Annotated in this window: 19 protein-coding genes and 1 tRNA gene; 13 read left to right on the plus strand and 7 right to left on the minus strand. The window is 37.6% G+C overall.

The window, feature by feature from the left end; genetic code table 11:
- A complete protein-coding gene (gene rnt / locus AC4CUY_RS04400) occupies positions 1-660 on the minus strand; it encodes a ribonuclease T (protein ID WP_336952678.1) in 660 nt (219 codons plus the stop codon).
- Positions 645-1,679 carry a dihydroorotase gene (gene pyrC / locus AC4CUY_RS04405; RefSeq protein WP_336952676.1) on the minus strand — a complete coding sequence of 345 codons (1,035 nt, stop codon included), beginning with the start codon at positions 1,677-1,679 and terminating at the stop codon, positions 645-647. Before pyrC ends, rnt begins: the two co-directional genes overlap by 16 nt.
- A 524-nt stretch (positions 1,680-2,203) precedes the next feature.
- Here pyrC and AC4CUY_RS04410 point away from each other — a divergent pair.
- From AC4CUY_RS04410 to AC4CUY_RS04420, 3 genes are all read left to right on the plus strand, one after another.
- On the plus strand, positions 2,204-3,235 hold the full coding sequence (locus AC4CUY_RS04410; protein ID WP_336952675.1) for a L,D-transpeptidase family protein: 1,032 nt from the start codon (positions 2,204-2,206) through the stop codon (positions 3,233-3,235).
- Between the two features lie 164 nt (positions 3,236-3,399).
- A complete protein-coding gene (locus AC4CUY_RS04415) occupies positions 3,400-3,981 on the plus strand; it encodes a DUF4112 domain-containing protein (RefSeq protein ID WP_336952673.1) in 582 nt (193 codons plus the stop codon).
- A 53-nt stretch (positions 3,982-4,034) separates the two neighbouring features.
- Positions 4,035-4,388 carry a bleomycin resistance protein gene (locus AC4CUY_RS04420; RefSeq protein WP_336952672.1) on the plus strand — a complete coding sequence of 118 codons (354 nt, stop codon included), beginning with the start codon at positions 4,035-4,037 and terminating at the stop codon, positions 4,386-4,388.
- A gap of 167 nt (positions 4,389-4,555) precedes the next feature.
- Here the strand turns inward: AC4CUY_RS04420 and htpX are convergent, their stop codons facing one another.
- Both htpX and AC4CUY_RS04430 read right to left on the minus strand, forming a co-directional pair.
- The gene (gene htpX, locus AC4CUY_RS04425; RefSeq protein WP_336952671.1) at positions 4,556-5,461 is read right to left on the minus strand and encodes a protease HtpX; all 906 of its coding nucleotides are present in this window, start codon (positions 5,459-5,461) and stop codon (positions 4,556-4,558) included.
- A 309-nt stretch (positions 5,462-5,770) separates the two neighbouring features.
- A complete protein-coding gene (locus AC4CUY_RS04430; protein ID WP_490773706.1) occupies positions 5,771-6,604 on the minus strand; it encodes a lytic transglycosylase domain-containing protein in 834 nt (277 codons plus the stop codon).
- A gap of 538 nt (positions 6,605-7,142) precedes the next feature.
- Between AC4CUY_RS04430 and ttcA the strand changes: the two genes are divergently transcribed.
- Positions 7,143-8,051, plus strand: a complete 909-nt coding sequence (gene ttcA / locus AC4CUY_RS04435; RefSeq protein ID WP_004722379.1) for a tRNA 2-thiocytidine(32) synthetase TtcA — start codon at positions 7,143-7,145, stop codon at positions 8,049-8,051.
- Between the two features lie 225 nt (positions 8,052-8,276).
- The gene (locus AC4CUY_RS04440; protein ID WP_004722377.1) at positions 8,277-8,660 is read left to right on the plus strand and encodes an SCP2 sterol-binding domain-containing protein; all 384 of its coding nucleotides are present in this window, start codon (positions 8,277-8,279) and stop codon (positions 8,658-8,660) included.
- Positions 8,661-8,743: 83 nt separating this feature from the next.
- Here the strand turns inward: AC4CUY_RS04440 and AC4CUY_RS04445 are convergent, their stop codons facing one another.
- Positions 8,744-9,853, minus strand: coding sequence for an MltF family protein (locus AC4CUY_RS04445; RefSeq protein ID WP_336952668.1), 1,110 nt, complete (start codon positions 9,851-9,853; stop codon positions 8,744-8,746).
- Positions 9,854-10,407: 554 nt separating this feature from the next.
- On the opposite strand from AC4CUY_RS04445, the gene greB reads away from it, so the two are divergent.
- Both greB and AC4CUY_RS04455 read left to right on the plus strand, forming a co-directional pair.
- On the plus strand, positions 10,408-10,881 hold the full coding sequence (gene greB / locus AC4CUY_RS04450; RefSeq protein WP_419329036.1) for a transcription elongation factor GreB: 474 nt from the start codon (positions 10,408-10,410) through the stop codon (positions 10,879-10,881).
- Between the two features lie 111 nt (positions 10,882-10,992).
- Positions 10,993-11,082, plus strand: a tRNA-Ser gene (locus tag AC4CUY_RS04455).
- 16 nt (positions 11,083-11,098) lie between these two features.
- Here AC4CUY_RS04455 and AC4CUY_RS04460 read toward each other — a convergent pair.
- Positions 11,099-12,307, minus strand: a complete 1,209-nt coding sequence (locus AC4CUY_RS04460) for a tyrosine-type recombinase/integrase (protein WP_490773707.1) — start codon at positions 12,305-12,307, stop codon at positions 11,099-11,101.
- A 1,037-nt stretch (positions 12,308-13,344) separates the two neighbouring features.
- On the opposite strand from AC4CUY_RS04460, the gene mobC reads away from it, so the two are divergent.
- Genes mobC through AC4CUY_RS04480 form a run of 4 tightly spaced genes read left to right on the plus strand, consistent with a single transcriptional unit; the run spans position 13,345 to position 16,381 of the window.
- Positions 13,345-13,914: a plasmid mobilization relaxosome protein MobC gene (mobC, locus tag AC4CUY_RS04465; protein ID WP_353164308.1), complete on the plus strand. Its 570-nt coding sequence runs from the start codon at positions 13,345-13,347 to the stop codon at positions 13,912-13,914.
- A 38-nt stretch (positions 13,915-13,952) separates the two neighbouring features.
- On the plus strand, positions 13,953-14,693 hold the full coding sequence (locus AC4CUY_RS04470) for a hypothetical protein (protein ID WP_490773708.1): 741 nt from the start codon (positions 13,953-13,955) through the stop codon (positions 14,691-14,693).
- Positions 14,694-14,738: 45 nt separating this feature from the next.
- The gene (locus AC4CUY_RS04475) at positions 14,739-15,551 is read left to right on the plus strand and encodes a hypothetical protein (protein ID WP_490773709.1); all 813 of its coding nucleotides are present in this window, start codon (positions 14,739-14,741) and stop codon (positions 15,549-15,551) included.
- On the plus strand, positions 15,533-16,381 hold the full coding sequence (locus AC4CUY_RS04480; RefSeq protein WP_490773710.1) for a hypothetical protein: 849 nt from the start codon (positions 15,533-15,535) through the stop codon (positions 16,379-16,381). Before AC4CUY_RS04475 ends, AC4CUY_RS04480 begins: the two co-directional genes overlap by 19 nt.
- Before the next feature lie 151 nt (positions 16,382-16,532).
- On the opposite strand, the gene AC4CUY_RS04485 is transcribed toward AC4CUY_RS04480, so the two are convergent.
- Entirely contained in the window at positions 16,533-16,868 is a 336-nt protein-coding gene (locus AC4CUY_RS04485; protein ID WP_490773711.1) for a hypothetical protein, read from the minus strand.
- 1,026 nt (positions 16,869-17,894) lie between these two features.
- Between AC4CUY_RS04485 and AC4CUY_RS04490 the strand changes: the two genes are divergently transcribed.
- Both AC4CUY_RS04490 and AC4CUY_RS04495 read left to right on the plus strand, forming a co-directional pair.
- On the plus strand, positions 17,895-18,503 hold the full coding sequence (locus AC4CUY_RS04490; protein WP_490773712.1) for a sortase family protein: 609 nt from the start codon (positions 17,895-17,897) through the stop codon (positions 18,501-18,503).
- A 30-nt stretch (positions 18,504-18,533) separates the two neighbouring features.
- A complete protein-coding gene (locus AC4CUY_RS04495; RefSeq protein WP_490773713.1) occupies positions 18,534-20,120 on the plus strand; it encodes a CAP domain-containing protein in 1,587 nt (528 codons plus the stop codon).
- Positions 20,121-20,122: the final 2 nt, after the last annotated feature.

Genomic DNA, 20,122 nt, shown 5'->3' on the forward strand with positions numbered 1-20,122 from the left:
TTATTGATCCGCCACCAAATTGTCAAGTAAGTGAGGTGCAAGTTTGTTCAAAATATAACAAAACAGTTCAGCCGTCTTTTGAGTATCGTACAAGGCCGAGTGTGCCTCTTTACCATCGAACTCAATTCCAGCTTGAATACATGATTTAGCTAAAACAGTTTGACCAAACATCACCGCACTTAAAGTCACAGTATCAAATACAGAAAAACTATGAAAAGGGTTCTGATTTTTCGTGCCAGTTCGTGCAATTGCTGCTCTTAGAAAGCCCAAATCAAAGTGGGCATTGTGTCCGACTAAGACAGCATGGGTACAATGTTGCTGACGACGTACTTCATTGACGGCTTTGAAAATACGTTTTAATGCTGTTTTCTCATCTTCAGCCATTGCCATACGCATTGGATTAAATGGATCTACACCAATAAAATCCAAAGAGCGACGATCTAAATTTGCGCCTTCAAAAGGATTGATATGAGCATGATGTGCTTCACCTGGAACAAATTTTCCTTCAGCATCATACACAATGGGGATGCATGCGATTTCAAGCAATGCATCGGTATCTGCATTAAAACCTGCTGTTTCAACGTCAACCACAACGGGTAAAAAACCACGAAAGCGTTGTCCAATCACAGGTAATGTTTCAGTTGTCACACCTTTCTCCATTGGATGGTTTTTCCAGCATAAAGTGGAATAATGTGTTCACCATCCAAATAATCTAAACTTTCAGGGATTACCTGATCTTCTTTCACAAGAGTAATCTTATTTGTGTTGCGAGGCAAACCATAGAAGTCTGCACCAAACATACTGGCAAAACCTTCTAGACGTTCAATTTTGTTGACTTGATCAAAAGCCTGAGCATAAAGCTCAATTGCTGTAGGTGCACTATAGCAACCTGCACAACCACATGCATTTTCTTTGGCATTTTTAGAATGCGGCGCACTGTCAGTACCTAAGAAAAACTTAGGGCTGCCACTTGTAGCAACTTCAAGTAAAGTTTGTTGATGGGTTTGACGCTTTAAAATCGGTAAACAATAAAAGTGCGGTTTTATACCACCGACCAACATATCATTACGATTGAACAGTAAATGTTGTGGTGTGATCGTCGCAGCAACATTACGATCTTGTTCAAGCACAAAATGTGCAGCTTCACTGGTGGTAATATGTTCTAACACCAATTTTAATTTCGGAAATTGTTTAAGTAGCGGTGAAAGTACTTCGTCTAAAAAGCGTTTTTCACGGTCAAAAATATCCACATGTTGATGGGTGACTTCACCATGTAATAGTAATGGCACTTGATGTTCTTCAAGTTGTTCAATGACTGCATAGACCTTGCGAATGTCACTGACACCATTATCCGAGTTAGTTGTTGCGCCCGCAGGATAGAGTTTAATTGCATTGACAAATTGGGATTCTTTGATTTTGCGAACTTCATCTGGAGAAGTATGGTCGGTAAAATACAGCACCATGCGTGGGTCAAAATCAATCCCCTCTGGTACATGTGCCATAATACGCTCACGATAAGCATTCGCTTCATCTACAGTTTTCACAGGTGGAACGAGGTTCGGCATACAAATCGCACGGGCAAATTGTTTGGCTAGATCTGGAACTGTACGTTTTAAGGCAAGACCATCACGCAGGTGGGCATGCCAGTCATCTGGCTGAAGCAAAGTGATCGTATTCAAGGCAATTCTTACTGACAAATAAATGAGATGATAATCTATAACACTTTAAAATGATAACAGCTATTTCTAATCAATAATTCAAATTAAATGATTAAAAACAAATCTAAAGCTTATATTTTGTTCGGATTGGTCATGTAGGTGTCATGATTGGGTGCTCATGCTTAGCAGAAAATCTACAACTGTATAACATGGCAATGATTTTCAATTGCTTATTTTGAATTTATTTTAAAATTACAGTTTTTAAATGATGAAATAGCCAAAATGTACTATTGCATATTTTTCTTAAAAAATGATAATAAAGTCATACAAAGATAAACTTCGAACATACATAATTTTCATTTTATGAATAAACACGCTATTGACCTTATACAATTGTGTTTAAAGCCTTGAGAATATAAATGATCCACTCAAGGTGTGTGTGACGTCGCTTTTATTGTCTGAGATCAGTATACTATGTATATGTAATACAATAGTTTATTAGATAAGTACATCAATTATAATATTGAGTTAATAGAGAGCTTTATATGGGCAAGTTTCTGCCAAACCTGATTTGCATCATGTGTCTTGTGGGTTTAAATATTCAAAGTCAAATTTTTGCCAAACAAAATGTTAAAGCTGATAAAAGTCAAGAAGCGATAAAAGCGGACTTAAAACAAGATTGGTCAGTCAATAGTATCAATACCGCCAATTGGTCTGAAAATATTGGCAGAGGACAATTCCCCGTTTATGCACGTGCGCAAGTGATGCTCAATAATTTACATGCTTCACCTGGGCCAATCGACGGTAAAAGTGGCAAGAACTTTTTAAAAGCACTTGCCGCATATCAACAGATTAAAAGTTTACCAATTAGTGGTGAACTGGATAAACAGACGTGGGACAGTTTGTTAAAAAATCAAAAAACTGCAGCATTTGGAACTTATCAAATTACGGCAGAGGATATTAAAGGGCCTTATGCAAAAGCAATTCCGCGAAATTATGCGCAACAAGCAAAAATGCCGGGTCTGTATTACACCCGTGTGAGTGAAATGTTAGGTGAAAAGTTTCATATTGATGAAGACTTTCTTAAACAACTCAATCCAAAAGCTAACTTTAAAAAAGTAGGCGAAACCATCAATGTACCGATCGTACGCAATGATTTGCCTGAGGGTGTGGCCCTAATTATTGCGCATAAACCTGCTCGACAACTTTATTTGTATAATAGTGCCAATCAGATGATTGCATCTTTTCCTGCCACAATTGGTGGTTCTGGTACACCATCCCCAAAAGGGACGCATAAGGTCATTAAAGTTGCCGCAAACCCTGTCTATGGTTATAACCCGAAAAACTTTGTTCAAGGGAGTAACCGTCAAAAGCTGGCATTACCGCCTGGCCCCAATGGCCCTGTTGGCAATATGTGGATTGCTTTAAGTAAACCGACATTTGGTATTCATGGTACGCCGAATCCCTCATTAATTTCAAAGACCGCTTCTCATGGTTGTATTCGTTTGACCAATTGGGATGCCAATGATTTAGGCCGCAAGGTTCAACCGGGGACAGTGGTTAAGTTCTTAGATTAATCTGGTTGTATCTCTGAAAAAAGCTGAGTACTTTAAAACAGTGCTCAGTTTTTTATTGCGCAGATAAAATTTTGCTGCTGTAAATATTAAACTTATACACAACATACTGAATTTATTGGGTATGATCAATTTAACTTAATCATGTCAAAAAAATTGAAACCTTTATGGGTACAGAAAAAAAATTATCTACTCAAGAAGTCATTAAACTTGAACGAGATTTGGCTAAATTTGCCAATATGATGGATTCGGTGGTGCGCATTCCATTTACCAAACAAGGGGTGGGGGCTGATGCTGCACTCAGTACCATACCCATCGCTGGTGATATTGCAGGCTTTGTATTGACTTGTTATGCAGTTTATAAAGCTAAACAGATTGGTGTGCCTCAAGCAAAACTCAATGGCGTGTTAAAATTGGCTGTGATTGATGGGGTTGTGGGATGTATACCCATCGCTGGAACCTTATTCGATATTTTTATTCGGCCCAGTCGTAGAGCTTTAGATGTTGTACATGACCATATTCAAGAAGAATATCAGATTTATAGCGACGATCATGTAGTTCACCCATTTTTACACGAGAAGCTGGAACAAAAGCAACAGCAATCTGCATTTTGGCGTAACCCTGTTATTGCTTGGATTTGGATTCATATTCCCGATATTTTAGGCTTGATTGTTTTGATCCTGATTGGACTTGCAATGTGGTTTGGCGTAAATATGATATGGGATTGGTATCAAAGCTATCGTGCTTAAATTCCAACAGTGAACTGATTTGAAAATGTAGATATTAAAATACAGAGGTGATCATGCAAGATTATATTTCAGCAAACCTTCCTGCTATTGATTTTGATCATACTCGTAAATTTTATGCATTTTTAGGCTTTCAGTGTGATTATCAGTCTGCACAATGGATGATCTTAAGCAAAGACAGTTTGCTTGTTGAGTTTTTTCACCACCCCAATCTGAATCCAAAAGAATCATGGTTTAGTGCTTGCTTAAGGACCCATGTCCTACCAGATTTGTTTCATTATTGGCAAGGCTTAGATTGGGCACAATTCCCAGAAGCAAAAATAACTGAAATTCAGTATCTCGGAGAAATTGATATGTTTTGTGTAGTTGATCCGAATGGTAGTTTAATTCGTTGCATCCAATTAGATTAATTCCTTCAGTTGTTATAGTTATTGGTATTTAAAGAAAGATAGGTAGATAGAAATTGTGCGGTAAATAGCGGACAAGCAAAATTAAAATATGATGTAAATAAACAGAGCCTCCATATTGGAGGCTCTGTTTTTCTATCGATCACTACAATTTAGCGATAGCGTATAGATTAAGGTAAATTAAGTTGACGTAAAGCGGCAACACGTTGCTCGATGCTTGGGTGAGTTTGGAATAAAGCTGCCAAACTGAAACCTTGCTCTTTACCTTCTGCGATAGCAAAAGCTTTCATTTCTTTCGGCATTTGATCTGGCATTTCAGATTCAGCCTGTAGACGCAATAAAGCGGAAATCATGGCTTCTTTACCTGCAAGTTGAGCACCAGCTTCATCTGCACGGTATTCACGATAGCGAGAGAACCACATCACGATTGCCGAAGCCAATATACCGAAAACGATATCAAGCACGATGGTAATTGCAAAATAAGCAAGTCCTGGTGCTTCACCGTCTTGACGGCCAAAGACGTTTCGGTCAATAAAATCACCAACCACACGGGCAAAGAACATTACAAAGGCGTTCACTACACCTTGAATAAGGGATAAAGTGACCATGTCGCCATTGGCAACGTGACCAATCTCATGCGCAAGTACGGCACGCAATTCATCTTTGTTCATGCGTTCCAGTAAACCTGATGAAACCGATACAAGCGCATCGTTTTTATTCCAACCTGTGGCAAACGCATTCGACTGATAAGATGGGAAAATACCAACATCTGGCATTTGAATACCAGCACGTTGTGAAAGTTGAGCAACCTCTTGTAATAACCAAACTTCGGCTTGGTTACGAGGAGCATTCGGGTCAATTAATTCAGTACCTGTGGTTTTTAACGCCATCCATTTGGACATAAAGAGGGAGATTAAAGAACCTACCATACCAAACACTAAACAGATGACCATCAGGTTGCCTAATTTAAGACCGCCAGCGCCGTGGTAACTACCAACACCTAATAATGATAGGATAATGCCAGCTACAACCAGTACCGCGAGGTTGGTTAGCAAAAACAAACCAATCCGCATCATGGAGAGAATCCTCTTATAAATAATAAATAATATGATGTATTAAAATAAATCATGAAATTCAATATGAGGTTTAGATGACTAAAATTCAAGAATAATGATAAAAATCGATCTGATAAAAAATGAGAAAATAAAATGAAATGGATAGTGGATAAGAAATTTATAAAAAAAAATAGACAAGATAAAAAAAGATTCTCGGTATTAGAGAAAACATTATTTTTTTAGCAATTTGTTGAAAATATGTAATTGCATAAATTACATACTTATTTAAGATATAAACAAACTCTATTTTGGAAATAAAGTCTGATTTTATCAGTTGCCAATAGTGATTTGTGCTGTCGCACTGGCATGCGCTGTTGAATAAGAACCCGCAGGTGCATCCGTGTATGTTCCATCAGAGGCAATAATAATCGGTCGAGAACTATATTTAACCTGTTGAATAGGTGAAGTGTTGCTGATTTGTTGTACGGTTTCAGGTTGATTTGATTGTGCAATGATTTGCCCAGCACCCGTTGAAGTGTCGATATTATTTGCAGTTAAATTTAACCCGCCAGCATATAGGTTATTTAAACGACTGGTCACACGTTTGACATAGTCTTGGGTTTCACGGAAGGGTGGAATACCACCGTATTTATCCACATTACCCTCACCAGCATTATAAGCAGCTAAAGCTAAACTGGTATTTCCATTAAATCGTTTCATTAACCAACTGAGATATTTGGCACCACCAAAAATATTCTGCTGTGGATCATAAGAGTTTGACACATTGAAGCGACGTGCTGTTGCAGGCATAAGTTGCATTAAACCTTGCGCACCAACAGGGGAACGTGCATTGGTATTAAAACCGGACTCAGTATGCATCACTGCTTTGATTAAGCCTTCTGAAACACCATGTGTCTGTGCAGCTTGACGGATAATACTGTCAAATGAGTTTTTACTTTTACTATAACTTGGCAGTACTGCGGATTCTGTGCTTCCCCAGTTGCTATAACTGTGAATATTACTGTCTTTATAATAAGTCACTTTGACTTTTTGCAGTGAGCGATCTGAGTTCTTCCGATTGGTGAGTAGCGTTGTACCATTTTGGTCTTTGTAGAAATAAATTTGGCCTGCAAAACTTTGCGATGTAAATGAAGCGAAGCTCATACATCCTAAAATTGACACTAACGAACCCGTAATTAATTTTTTCATTTTGTAGTAATTAAAATATTTCCCCAATTTTTGGGAGTTTAACAAAGTTATTGAACAAGAAAAACAATGAATTGAGTTTTAACAATACAATTGCAAAAAAGCAAGTGCTATTTGTTGGCATATTAATCAAAAAAAATTTTATATTTTTTTTAAAATATATTTATTGACTATATTAAGCATTTGAAAAATATACATAAAATTTAGTGGTTAAAAAATGATCAATCTAAAGAGAATGCCCATCATTGCGTGAGAAAACTTTGTCAAGCCCCAAACAATCCACAATTTTATCCACAGGTTTTGTGGAAAACTGTGGAAAAGTCCAAAAGATAAGCACTTCGGCTAAAAAATGAACTGAGCCGTCTATTTTAAATGTGGAAATACGACAGGAAGATGACCAGATAAAAATAGATGCAAAATAAAAAAATCTTTAGATGCGGTTGACGTTCAAATCAGATAAAATTGCCCAGTATTTTTTAATGGGTTTATCTCGTCTATGTACTCGCCAGTTGAGTCCGAACAAGGATTTAATTTTAAACCAGAGCTTCCAACAAGTTCAGCTTATTATCGTCTTTTGAAAAAACTTCGTCGTCAAGTCGGCCATGCAATTCGTGACTTTAAAATGATTGAGGAAGGCGATAAGGTAATGGTCTGTGTTTCTGGTGGGAAAGACAGTTACACCTTGCTTGATATTTTGTTGCAATTTAAACGTATTGCACCGATCAACTTTGATGTTGTCGCAGTGAACTTGGATCAAAAGCAACCTGGTTTTCCTGAAGATGTGTTACCGAAATATTTGGAAGAAAACAATATTCCTTATTATATTTTGGAAAAAGACACCTATAGCATCACCAAGCGTTTGACCCCAGAAGGTAAAACCTATTGTGCAGTGTGTTCACGTTTACGCCGTGGTTCACTCTACGGTTTTGCGCAAGAGATTGGTGCGACCAAAGTGGCATTGGGTCATCATCGCGATGATATCATTGCAACGTTCTTCTTGAATCTATTCCATGGTGGTAGCTTAAAAGCGATGCCACCAAAATTACTGTCTTCGGATAAAAAGAACATTTTGATTCGTCCTTTGGCTTATGTCGAAGAAAAAGACATCATCAAATATGCTGAAATTCGTAAATTCCCGATTATTCCATGTAACTTATGTGGTTCTCAGGAAAACTTACAACGTGCCATGTTAAACGACATGCTACGTGGTTGGGATAAACAATATCCAAAACGTTTGCACAGCATTTTTGGTGCATTGCAGAATGTTTCACCATCTCAATTGGCTGACCGTGATTTATTTGATTTCGAAAAATTGGATGAAGAACGTGAATTCGATATGAAATGTGATACGGAAGAAATGAAAAAACGTTTAGATGTTGTAAATCTTAGTTTTGCAGCAGATTGATCTTTTTTGCCAATTAAATGAACGAATCGGGCATTCATATTGAGATGAGTGCCTGATTTAAAAAAATAAAACGATAAAACCGATAAAACATGAACAGTCCGTACAAAAAACTTTAGCCCAAATTGAAATTATCATGCTATAACATTGGGCAAGCAAAACTGCTTCAACCTGATGTTGTCTGGATAGATAACACAATAAATTGAATAAATAATTTGAGGAATGAACATGCCTGCATTTTTAACTGATGATTGGTTTGCAAATGTTGAAAAATTAACTGCTGAAGCAGGTGATTTAAACTTACCACCAGCACTTTCAGGTTTAGCAATTAATTTGGTTGTTGCAGATGCAGATGGCAACACTGAGCTTGCTTTAGACGGCGGAAAAATCGTCAAAGGTAGTTCTGCAAATGCGAAAACAACATTGAACATGGATGCTGAAACGCTTCGTAAAGTATTCTTAGAATTTGATATGGCTGCTGCTATGCAAGCATTTATGACAGGCAAAATCAAGGTTCAAGGTGATATGTCTCAATTGATGGCTTTACAAACAGCGAAGCCAAGCCAAGAGCAAAAAGATTTATTTAAGAAAGTATTAGAGCAAACAGCTTAATCCTTTTAAAATAAAAAAGCTTACCCAAGAGTAAGCTTTTTTATTGCCTGATTTTTACAAATCCAATCTATTTAATATACAGATTAAATTTCTAATAATCGAGGTGTGGTTTTAATGTGTTCTAAATAAGCCCGAATACGTGTGACATACTGTACTGCTTGCTTATAACGACCATTACTTGCTTGATTACGTGTCAAATAATTATAAAGATTCATCCAGTCATTAGGATCTTTACCTTGTGCTTTGATACGCTTTTGAATACCTTCAACCGCACCAGGACCCATATTGTATGCAACCAACGCATACCAATGACGATCTGGATTACGAATATAAGAATAACGACTCAACATCATATCAAAATATCTTGCGCCGCCTTGGATACTCTGAGCGGGGTCACTACGATTACTTACACCCATTTCTTTGGCTGTAGTATTGGTCAACATCATCAAACCACGGACACCTGTGGGAGAAACAGAGTCTGGTTTTAAATATGATTCTTGATAACCAATTGCAGCAAGTAGGTGCCAATCTAAGCCATATTGCTGCGCAGAGCGCTTAAAGCTGGCTTTATAAATCGGTAGACGAGAACTTAGGTCACGTTGGATCACGTTCCAATCGTCCTTCTTGACAACATTACGATTATAAAATGAGGCAAGTTGCTGAGTTGAACCATTTTGTTTGCTTTGGCAAATGAAACCACTTGCTGTTGCTGTTAATGGGTCTTCAGCTTGTTTAAATACCCAATTCAATTCTGGGTTTAAACCATTACTTTTTAAACTGTTGAAATCACCACAGCTTGCTGAAAATGAGGTTAAACGTTCTGCTTCAATTGTCTGCATATTTGCAGTGGTAATCGCAAAATTAGCTTTACCTTGAGCAACCATTTTCAATGCTGTTGCATTGTCTGAAACCGTTTTAAACTCAAGTTTAACATTTAAACTTTCAGCATAGTTATGGGCTAAGTCATAGCCGAAGCCATGCTTATAGTCTCCATCCTTAAACACGATGCTTGGATTGGAAACTGCAACTACAGTTAATTTACTCGAATTAACTACAGCATTGTATTGATTGTTCTTACTCGCATTAATGCTAAAAGGAATTAATGCAGTGGTTAAAACTAATGTTTTGATTGGCAGCGCACGAAAAAATGAGTTAAGGCTAAGCCTCGACCCAGAGGTTGAACTACTGTGCATGTTGTCTCCGCTACAAGTAATTTATTGCCCTAAAAAGTTATAAGCACAAAAACACCTAAAAACTTTTTATAGTTGGTAAATTCAATAAGGGTGGGCAGTCATGAACGTCATTCAAAAAATGACATGTGGGATAGAAAGATTTTGCAGAAAAACTACAAAATTAAAAAAATAAACTCATAAAACATGTGCGCATAATATAGGCGGTTTTTAGATCTGTCAAACTTTGTATGAAAAATGATCAATTTTAAATATTTAAGATTATGATTTTTAAAGGAATATTTTTTTAATAATTACGTGGATTTTAAAGCTGAAATAGCTTGTCAAAAACTGTAAGGAAATGTTCCAAAGCTAAGTTAAGATTTACCACTTTTAAAACGTTTTTCTGTTGAATTTTATGTGCGAATTTAAATAGGAAAAAAAGGATTTTATCCCTTTTTAAACCTTAAAATGCAAGATTTTTAATCTGACATTTTTACTGTATTGGTTGTAGACTATAAAAACATTTTTTCAAAAATAAGTATCAAGTGCATATATATTGTGAATGGTTTTAAATCATGAAATCAAATTTAATTACCCGTTCAGGGCATGATCTGTTGGTTGCTGAGTTACAACATCTTTGGCGAGAAGAACGACCTGAAATTACTAAGAAAGTAACATGGGCTGCAAGTCTAGGTGACCGTTCTGAGAATGCTGATTACCAGTATAATAAACAGCTACTCCGAAAAATTGATCGTCGAGTACGTTATTTGGGTAAGCGGCTAGAAGAATTACGTATTATCGATTTTTCTCCAGAGCAAGCAGGCAAAGTGTATTTTGGGGCATGGGTTGAAATTGAAAATGATGATGGTGAACAGAAAACCATACGTATTGTCGGGGTAGATGAGATTTATGATCATCATCCACAACATGTATCAATTGACTCACCGATGGCAAGAGCTTTGCTTTCAAAACAAGTGGATGATGATGTTGAAGTCGTAACACCTTTAGGGAAAAAACGTTGGTATATCAATTCAATTCGTTATGAGTAGCTTGAATATTCATCAAATCAGTAAAAATTGACTTTATTTTGTACACTTGATTGAAGAAATACTGAAAAAGATTTGCCAAGTCGCAATTTTATTTATATGATAGCCGCCATTGGAAGCGTGGCAGAGCGGTTTAATGCACCGGTCTTGAAAACCGACGAGGGTGTGAGTCCTCCGTGAGTTCGAATCTCACCGCTTCCGCCAAATATCTTAAAGGGAATCAAATACATAGTTTGATTCCCTTTTTCTTTGGCACAATTTTGGCACTATTCGAAATTTTAGCAATCTCTTCTTTGTTCTTATCTGAATTAATCCACTTCGCATAACGCTTCATGAGCATCACCAAACTATGACCCAGCTGTGAAGCCACATAGACTGGATTGAGTCCATTCATTAAGCATACAGTCGCATAAGTATGACGAGTGTTATAGGCAGGGCGGTAGCGTATGCCGTTAGCTTTCAATGCAGCCACAAACTTTTCACTCAATGATTTTTGCGTAGTAAATTCCTCACCAGTCTCATCACAGATAAAAACATGCTCATATTTGAGGTAGGTTAGTAATCTAAGTTGTTGGAATGCTTCAAAAGCAAAATCATTCAAATCTACAAATCGGGCCTTATTGGTTTTAGTGGTTTCCTGCTGAACGCCGTTCACACGACCTTTATTGATGTGGATCTGCTTATTTAAAAAATCTACATCCTGCCAGGTGAGCGCGATAATTTCTGATGGACGGCAACCTGTCCAGAATGCCACCATAAAATACCAATAGACAGTTGGGTAGTCTGCAAGGTATTTCTCTCTTAACCAGTTCAGTATTCTTTCTCGTTCAATTTCATTAAATGGATCAGGTTCAGCTTCCTGTGTTTTTTGATTCTTCAATCGATCACATGGATTCTTATCAATAATTTCATCGTCGTGCGCTAATTGGAATGCGCCGCGTAATGGAATCAAAGCATCATTTCGAGTCTTCGCTGAAGACCATTCACGTCCATTCACCGCGCTACGCAACATTTGGCTGGTGATCGTTTTAATTGGCATGTCAGCAAATAATGGCATCCACAGCCGTTCCAAAATTGATAGATATTTTTTCTTGGTACCGTGCTTATGGTCAGCGAGGTTGTAGAGAAATTCTTGCGCATACTGGGCAAATGTCGGGCCATGTGACGCTGGCAATGATTCTTGCGCAGCGTCAGATTTTTTGAGGGATTTGACCGTAACCGCTTCGATATCTTCAATTTTTAAGATTCCGTACTTGGCCTTAGTTACAAAATCTTCTCTAATCTTAGCCGCCTTACTGAAGTTGGCTGGTGTGTCGGTGAGGTCGAGGGTGAACCACTCGCGCTTGTCGTTCCATTTAAAGTTAATCTGTATTTTTCCCGATCTTGCTCGTGTGCCTGTTGGTAGACCAGAGCTGCTTGTTCGACCCATCTATTATAACCTTTTAAGCTATATAAAATTTTTCGATCAGACACTTTTACCCAAACTTTTCCTTCCTCCCAATGAGGTCTAAGGTTTTTTAGGTTAGAGATCTGTTCGCCCGTGAGTTCGCAAAACTTTTCAGCGGTGACCCAATCCACTAGTTCAAAATGTTTATTCATTGTTGAACCTCCGCAGTCTTATTCGAAAGTCTTGCTACATTTTTTGTATATCTAATAATGAATTTTATTAGATAAAGATCTTCAATCATTTTGACCTCTTCAATTTTTAACTTAGTTGAAGAAAGCCTTGTTGTCTTAAAACCCTTATTTTGGTAATTAGGATCTGAAGAGTAAAACAAGTTTCTATAATTTGAAAGCTAGCATATTTTTTTATATAAAAATGATTTTGGTGTAAAAGATCAAAAAAAGTTTATTTCCTAAACTGGTTTTATGTTTATTATAATAGTAATTAATCTTTTGTATGATCGAGGTTGCTTTTAAAATTTGAAGTTTGGGTTTTAAACTTTAGGGTGCTTGGTTTTTAATATTTAAAGGTCGTTTTTATTTTTAGATAAATATTTCATTGGATTTAGATAAATTTTTATTAAATTTTAATGCATGGTTTGTCTCTATTAAACTTTTTTTAATAAATTTAAAGATTTTTAGTGTTGAAATGATTTATTCAGTATTTTTCTACTAAGTGTATGCTTTTGAAATATATTTAAGAGTTATTTTTCTTTGGATATTTATCCTTTTGGAAGTTTTTTAGTTATTCTTTGATGATCATAATACTCTTAATTTTTATAAAATTTAATATAACACTTAATAGTCTAAAGTACATTAAATATGATTTTAACCGGTCGAGCCAGATTACCCATGTACGTACATAATCACAACAAAAGTTGTGATTATGTACGAATTGGATCTGGTCGGCTTGCAGCCAAACCGCTACTTTTAATGGGGTATTTTAAATTTTTATTAAAAATATCTTTTTTTATTTTGAAAAATATTATAGCTTAAAAATAGATTAGTGATTTTGGTGTGATTATGATTGATGCGGATTTTATTAGGAAATCAAAAAGATTAAGTCGGCTTGAGTTACGTTTAAATGATTTAGAGCTAGATTTAATTAAAAATTCAGCAAAGATATTAAATAAAACCACAAGCGATTTTATTCGGTTTTCCGTGAGTCACTATATTCAAAATATCTTGAATGTTGATCAATCTACAATTCGTGAATCGCATGTCGTTGCCAAGCAAGTATCCCATCGCGGAGTGGAAGATGATAGCGAAAGCATTGCATTCCAACTTGCAAAAATTGGCAATAATCTCAATCAGATTACCCGTGCAATTCACATTAGCAACAAAATCGGAAAGCCAATTGACTTGCTTCGAACTTATCTACTTGTCGAAGACTATTTAAAAAAAATCTATCAACTTTATCCACTTCCTTGTCCTCCGTCACTGCATCGTTCTGATGAAACTGTTCAGCGCCGACATCAGCATATTGAACAAAAATATCTCGCCGATTTATTGCGACAAATGCAAGTCGTTGGAGACGGTGAACTTGAATCAGTTTCAGACGCTGATCTTTCTGATGACCATATAGAAATTTAATTTAATTTCCTTTTTTATTTTAAACGGGAGAGCGGGGCATGTTGATTAAGATGTTGAGGCATGGAACGGGCAGTGCAGCACGTGCAGCAAGTTATGTGCTCGATGAAAAAGATCACATGAATATTGTCCGTCCGCATGTCGAAGTGCTCTGCGGCGACCCACATCTCTTTGCAAAAATTGCAGATAGTTCTCCTTTCAAACATAAATATACGTCTGCCGTGATTGCTTTTGCTGAAGAAGATCAACCCAATAATATTGAAATAATAGATGTCTTAAAACAGTTTGAAGCATTAGCTTTTAGTGGTCTTGAACCTGATCAATATCATTTGACGGCTGTTTTACATCAGGAACCCAACGGATCAAAACATGTTCATATACTTGTGCCGAGACTTGAACTCAGGTCAGGAAAAGCAATGAATATCGCACCTCCCGGCAGGTTCCAAAAGCATTTTCATACCTTGCAAGACAAGTTGAATTTTGAATACGGTTGGGCAGATCCGAATGATCCAGAGCGTGCAAGATTTACAAAAAAAGGTCATGAGACATATTTGCATGCTGCGCTGAAAAAGATTGGAAAAGATCGAGAGAATTATAAACAGTACATTGAAAACACTTATTTACACCTTTTATCAATATCGTTGAAACAACTAGAAAAAAAGCATGCTCAAGTAATTCCGTCCGAACTTTTAGTCAGAAACCGTGATGACTTTATGCAGTTTGTGTTAAGCAACAAGCTGGCAAGTGAAGTAGTCAAAATTCGAGAAAACAGTTCAGCCTAGTTCCACCTTTTGGTAAAAAACCTATTTATTTTCAAGGAGAAATCTATGAAAAACAATTCAACATTGAAAAATGTTCAAGAACAATTCGAGAGCGTATCAAATCTTTTGAACAAGTTCGAACAGCAGATCGAGAACGTGGAAACGATGAGCAGCGAACAGTTAGCCAGATTTCAAAATACACTCGAACGCCTAGTGCACAACTTAGAGATCGAGCAGAACAAGCTTTACAAGGAGCTCGACAAGCAAGAGCAGATTACAACAGACAGCGTTATGCGACTGTTACAGCACATGAAGAACGAGACCCAGATTTTAATCGAAGGATTGAAATCATATCGAGGACACTTGAAGCAGAATATCAGCAATATTCAAATGACGCTGTTATCGCATCTCAACGAAATCAATACGATAATGCAAAAGCATATTCAGCAGAGCAAAGTCCAACTACAACAAACGATCGAAGACAATCAGAATCTGATCAAAACCCAGATTCAGAACAATACTCAGGAAGTCTCACAAATATTAGAAGACCAGAAGGAACAGTTGCAACAGCAAGTAGATCAGGCATTAACTCAGTCGATCACTCACAACCCGAAATTGATTCTAAAAATGTTCATTCTCATGGCGCTTGGAATGTGGCTGCTGAATATTTTAACAATATTACCCGCGAACTATTATTTCACACAGCCGATCTTAACCAAAAACGAGACCGAAATTTTGACGGACGGCAGGGGCAATCGTTTCCGAGCAATTACTTCTCCGAAATGGATCGATTGCAATACTCTGAATTTGAACAAAAAAATGGTTCATCCGACGGAACCTAATATTCATCTGACATTTCCATGCATCGTGGAGAAATAAGTCATGAAAGAACAGCAACATACGACTATTCAACACCACAACGGCAGCGACACACAGCAGATGATTTTGGATTTACTCGAACAAATGAGTTTAGCTTTGACGCCATCCTCGCTGAGTACTATGCAAGGCTTGCAAGAAAACGTCGAGAAGATGAAAAAAAGGCTCAGCGTGATCGAGCATTACGAGCAGAACAACAGAGACGACATGAACAAGATCTTGAAAATCTTAGGCTTCAGCAGTCAGTCAGACTTGAGCCAAGCCGAGATCAGTTTATTTCAGAATATTGGATTGATGATCAGAGAATTACAATCGAGACAGGAAAAATTAGAACAGTTAGAGCAACAGCAGCAGTTACAGCATCAGAAAGAGCAGCGACTTCAAGAACAGAGCATTTCATGCGCTACACAGATCAACAAACTACAGCTCTTAACAGCCAGCTTGATCAAGCGCTTGGATGGTCTAGAGAACCAGGAGATGAATTTGAAAAATTTACAATTGCAACACCAGCAACAAAACGAGAATTTAAAAGAAATGATGCTGAACTGCACTCAGAATATGAACAGTTTAAACAAAATATGCGTCGACTTAGAGAACAAGCAGATGCAGATCAGGAGCATGCAGCAACAATGCAACAGCAATACCAATATAATAGAGAGCATTCAGCAGAACTTACAGCAACAATACTGCAACTTGCAAAGTTCGTTGAAGAAATTGTCAGGTTGATCATGAACTTAATTGCTACCATGCTGGGGCAGCAATATAACATTCAACGTCAACCACAAGTTGACTCTAAACAGCAGAAATCAAATGACGATGGTCCTGAATTTTAAGCAATCACTTTTAAACATAAGAGTTGTATTTATTTTAGCGTTGCTACTGTCACTGATTGCATTCAACGTTATTTCTGTTTAATCGATAATCACGCAGTCGATTTATACAGTGCACAGTAGCAAGCTAAAAATTCATTAATAATTAAGCGAGTTAAATAGAACGGATTCCCAAAACACGTTGTGCCCGTTCAATCATCTTTTGACGTTGGTGTGTTCGGAATGCCCACAATGAAGACAAATTACTCTTTTGATTGAGTTTGGCAACTTCGAGAATTTGTTTATCAGTCATTTCATACATACACTGACGAATGATTTGATGTGCTTGTTCGAGCTCGTTGAGTAAGGAATTTGCAGTATCAACCGCAATATAAAGATTTGCCAATGTTTGGCGTTGCGGATTTGAAATAGATTTGCCTAGTTCAACAATGAGTTGAGAAGCTTGTTTTTTAGGTGTGCACGTATTTGCACCATGAAGAATTACGTTCATAGCAGTAGTCCTAGATAAGTTTTAACACTTACCATCATTACTTCTCACGGTAATGGTGGCAGCAAGACAGGGGTGAGAATACTGAATCTAGGATCAGCCAACCTTACGGTTGCCCTGCAAGCTGCCATAACGACTGCTAAACAGTAGACAAAAAAATAGCCGCTAGTGCGACATTGATTTGCACCTAGATTGTATCAGGTTCTCACGCCTGAACACAGATTTTGCTGTGTAATACTAGGTTAGCTGGGTATACCTTAACCTGTCAACGATCCAGTATGATATTTTTACATATCTTAACATTAAATAATTAATTGATTATCATGAAGAAATACTAAACTTCTGACGGCTGGAAAACTTTTTATTAAAAGTATATAGGGACGGCTATGTCAGCCTAATATTTATTCTTATACATACTTTAGACTTCCCCTTAAAATCAAAATAACCACCTTGATGGGTTGAATTCTACTTAAGCAAAAATCCACCCATTAACTTAAATTTTCCGTTCGAACTGATCGTCCAGATTTTAGTATCGGTAAAATTGACTAAAGCTTTGAATAAAATTAATATGGGCTCGCTGGCCTACATTGCCAGTCGGTTTTGACAGACCGTTGATCCAGCACAGAAAATAGCTCGTCTATTTTTTGTGGACCTTCTCGTCCCCCTTTTATCTTTATGGTAGGACAGAAGGGGGACACCTTCGGGTGTGCTGGTTCCTTGGATCCCAGTCTGTCAACCCTCTTTTGTTCTGCCACCATTATTTGACAGTAATTGGCAGAACTTCTTAAGATTCAAGGAGCTTCTCATGCTGTATCTATATTTTCTGATTTGTGCCTCGCCACCTGTTCAACCTTGTTGTGCCTTTCAACGAGGGTTATACGGCTAATTTTTATTATTCATCTGTATTAAAAAAATTTTTACAAGAACAATCCAACGGTGGATGGCTAAAACACGCCTATAAAAAATAGACCTTTTTATACTTATATCTGCTGGTGATTGTGAATTGCATTGAACATGCGGGGAACAACCATGACTGAATTAACCAAACCTAAAATTATTCCAATCGAAAACCGTCCACAGAAATCCAAGCTATTTTTAAAGTGTGTGATGCTGCCGATAGTGATCTTTCTGATTATTGCCAAACTTTTTTCCTTTGGATGGTTTGGCTATTTTTTCTTTGGCTTTGACCTATTCTGGTTTGTGATTATTTATTACCTCTATGAATACGGAAATACTTACTTTGACGGGATGACCGAACAACTGAAGCGCCAAGGTGAAACCTTTAATTATCAAAACCGTGGGGTCTGGATTAACAGCCAGGACAAAACCATCATCCTGTTTGATCAGCCCGATCAACGCCTCGTTAAATATCCATTTGACTATATTACTTCTGTTGGCCATTACAATCTGGTTGAAGATCGCTTTAGAACCACAACCACTGTGATCAGTAACCCAATGATGGGAACCCATGTTAACCAACAAGTCCATCGGTCCCCGATGAAACGTGAGTTTCAGGTCAATATTGGAACACGGGATCAATTTAAGCCAAATTATAGCCTTAAGGTGTTATTCCCTTGGCGTAGTCCAAAAATGGCCAGTGAAATCCGTCAACTCCTTTCGGCTGATCATTATCAATAACAACAATATAAAAATTTAAGGCAGTCAAACATGATGATTTCAAAAACTTTTATGCCATCTGTGCTGATGCTAGCAATCAGCACAGTTATGGTCGGATGTGGAGGCGATGGTTCGGGAGGAGATTCTGGTTCATCCAATGGCGGTGGAACGGGCAATCCAGATAATGGCAATACAATTCCTAAGCCCGTGACCTGTGCTGAAAGCCAATATCTGGAAGAGGGTGCATGTAAAAACAAGGCAGTGCAGAATATCCAGTCACTACCATTCAGTACGCTGATTCAAGGTCAAAGTTATCCATTATCCCTTCAGACAGATCAAGGGCTGGCAGTGACGTTTAGCAGTAACACCCCCAATATCTGTAATGTAAGTGGTAATGAACTCAAAGCCCTAAAGGTTGGACAGTGTACTCTAGCACTGACACAGGCAGGGACAGCAAAAGTTTTACCATTCAATAGCAGCATGACCGTCAATGTGACTTGTGCTGCCGATCAATATTTAGAAAATAATGCGTGCGTGAATAAGCTTAAGCAAACTATTACCCCGCTAAAAATAAAATACGTTCTGACGGAGAGTATTTATTCATTGGATGCTGAATCCAGTGCCAAACTTCCTGTCACGATTAGCAGTCTTTCTACTGCAACCTGTACTTATTCTAATGGTGAACTAAAGGGGATTAGTGCGGGTGCATGTACCCTTAAACTCACCCAGGAGGGTGATACCAAAACACTGGCAGCAGAGAGTCAGACCATCAGCTTTGATGTATTTAAAGCCTCATCCATGAGCGAGGCACCCGATATGAACAACTGTTATGCAGGTAAGCTCAGTGCAAAGTTTAGAAATGAATTTTTAAATGAAATCAATACGGTTCGTGCCTTGCATGGGCTGCCAAGTATTACATACGATTATGCTCGTGAAGATGAGATGATGCAGACGGCGCTGATTCTTGCCGCTAATAACATCTTGACCCATTACCCAGAATCAAACACAAACTGCTATTCAGATATTGGTGCTGTAGGTGCAAGAACTAGTAATCTTGAGATGGGGGTCAGAGCCAATATGTATGACAATCCGCCTGCGGACACTATCAGAAGTTTGATACATGATTATTTTAATGTTATGGCAAATAATGTAGGTCATCGTCTTTGGATGCTCAACCCATTCTTACAAAAATCGGCGTATGGTTCAGTCAATGCACCCTCATTTAAGGATACTCGATTCCCTTATGTGGTCGGTACGTCCTATAAAGTGGTTTATCCTTTCGACAATCCAACCACTGCACCACTCGGTGTGATTGCCTACCCCTATCACAACTACCCAGCCAAATATTATATGCCGGGTTCAATCCTCTCTATTTCAGTTTTAACCGATCAAAAGAATTTTTTTGCCAATCGCAATGTGGACTACGCTAAAGCCACTGTTGTTGTTACTGAGCGAAGTAGTGGAGCTAAACAAAAGATCAGTAATATCCGCTATGAAAATATCGGAGTTCCCAACCATATCCAGTTTAGCTTTGACGATTTGAAATTGAATGTGATCTACGATGTCAAACTCAGCAATGTCTTGGTGAATGGTCAGCCAAAGGAATATATCTACTGGTTTAAAGTCGATGACAAATAAAG

Source organism: Acinetobacter sp. 778_lipA, assembly GCF_058242985.1.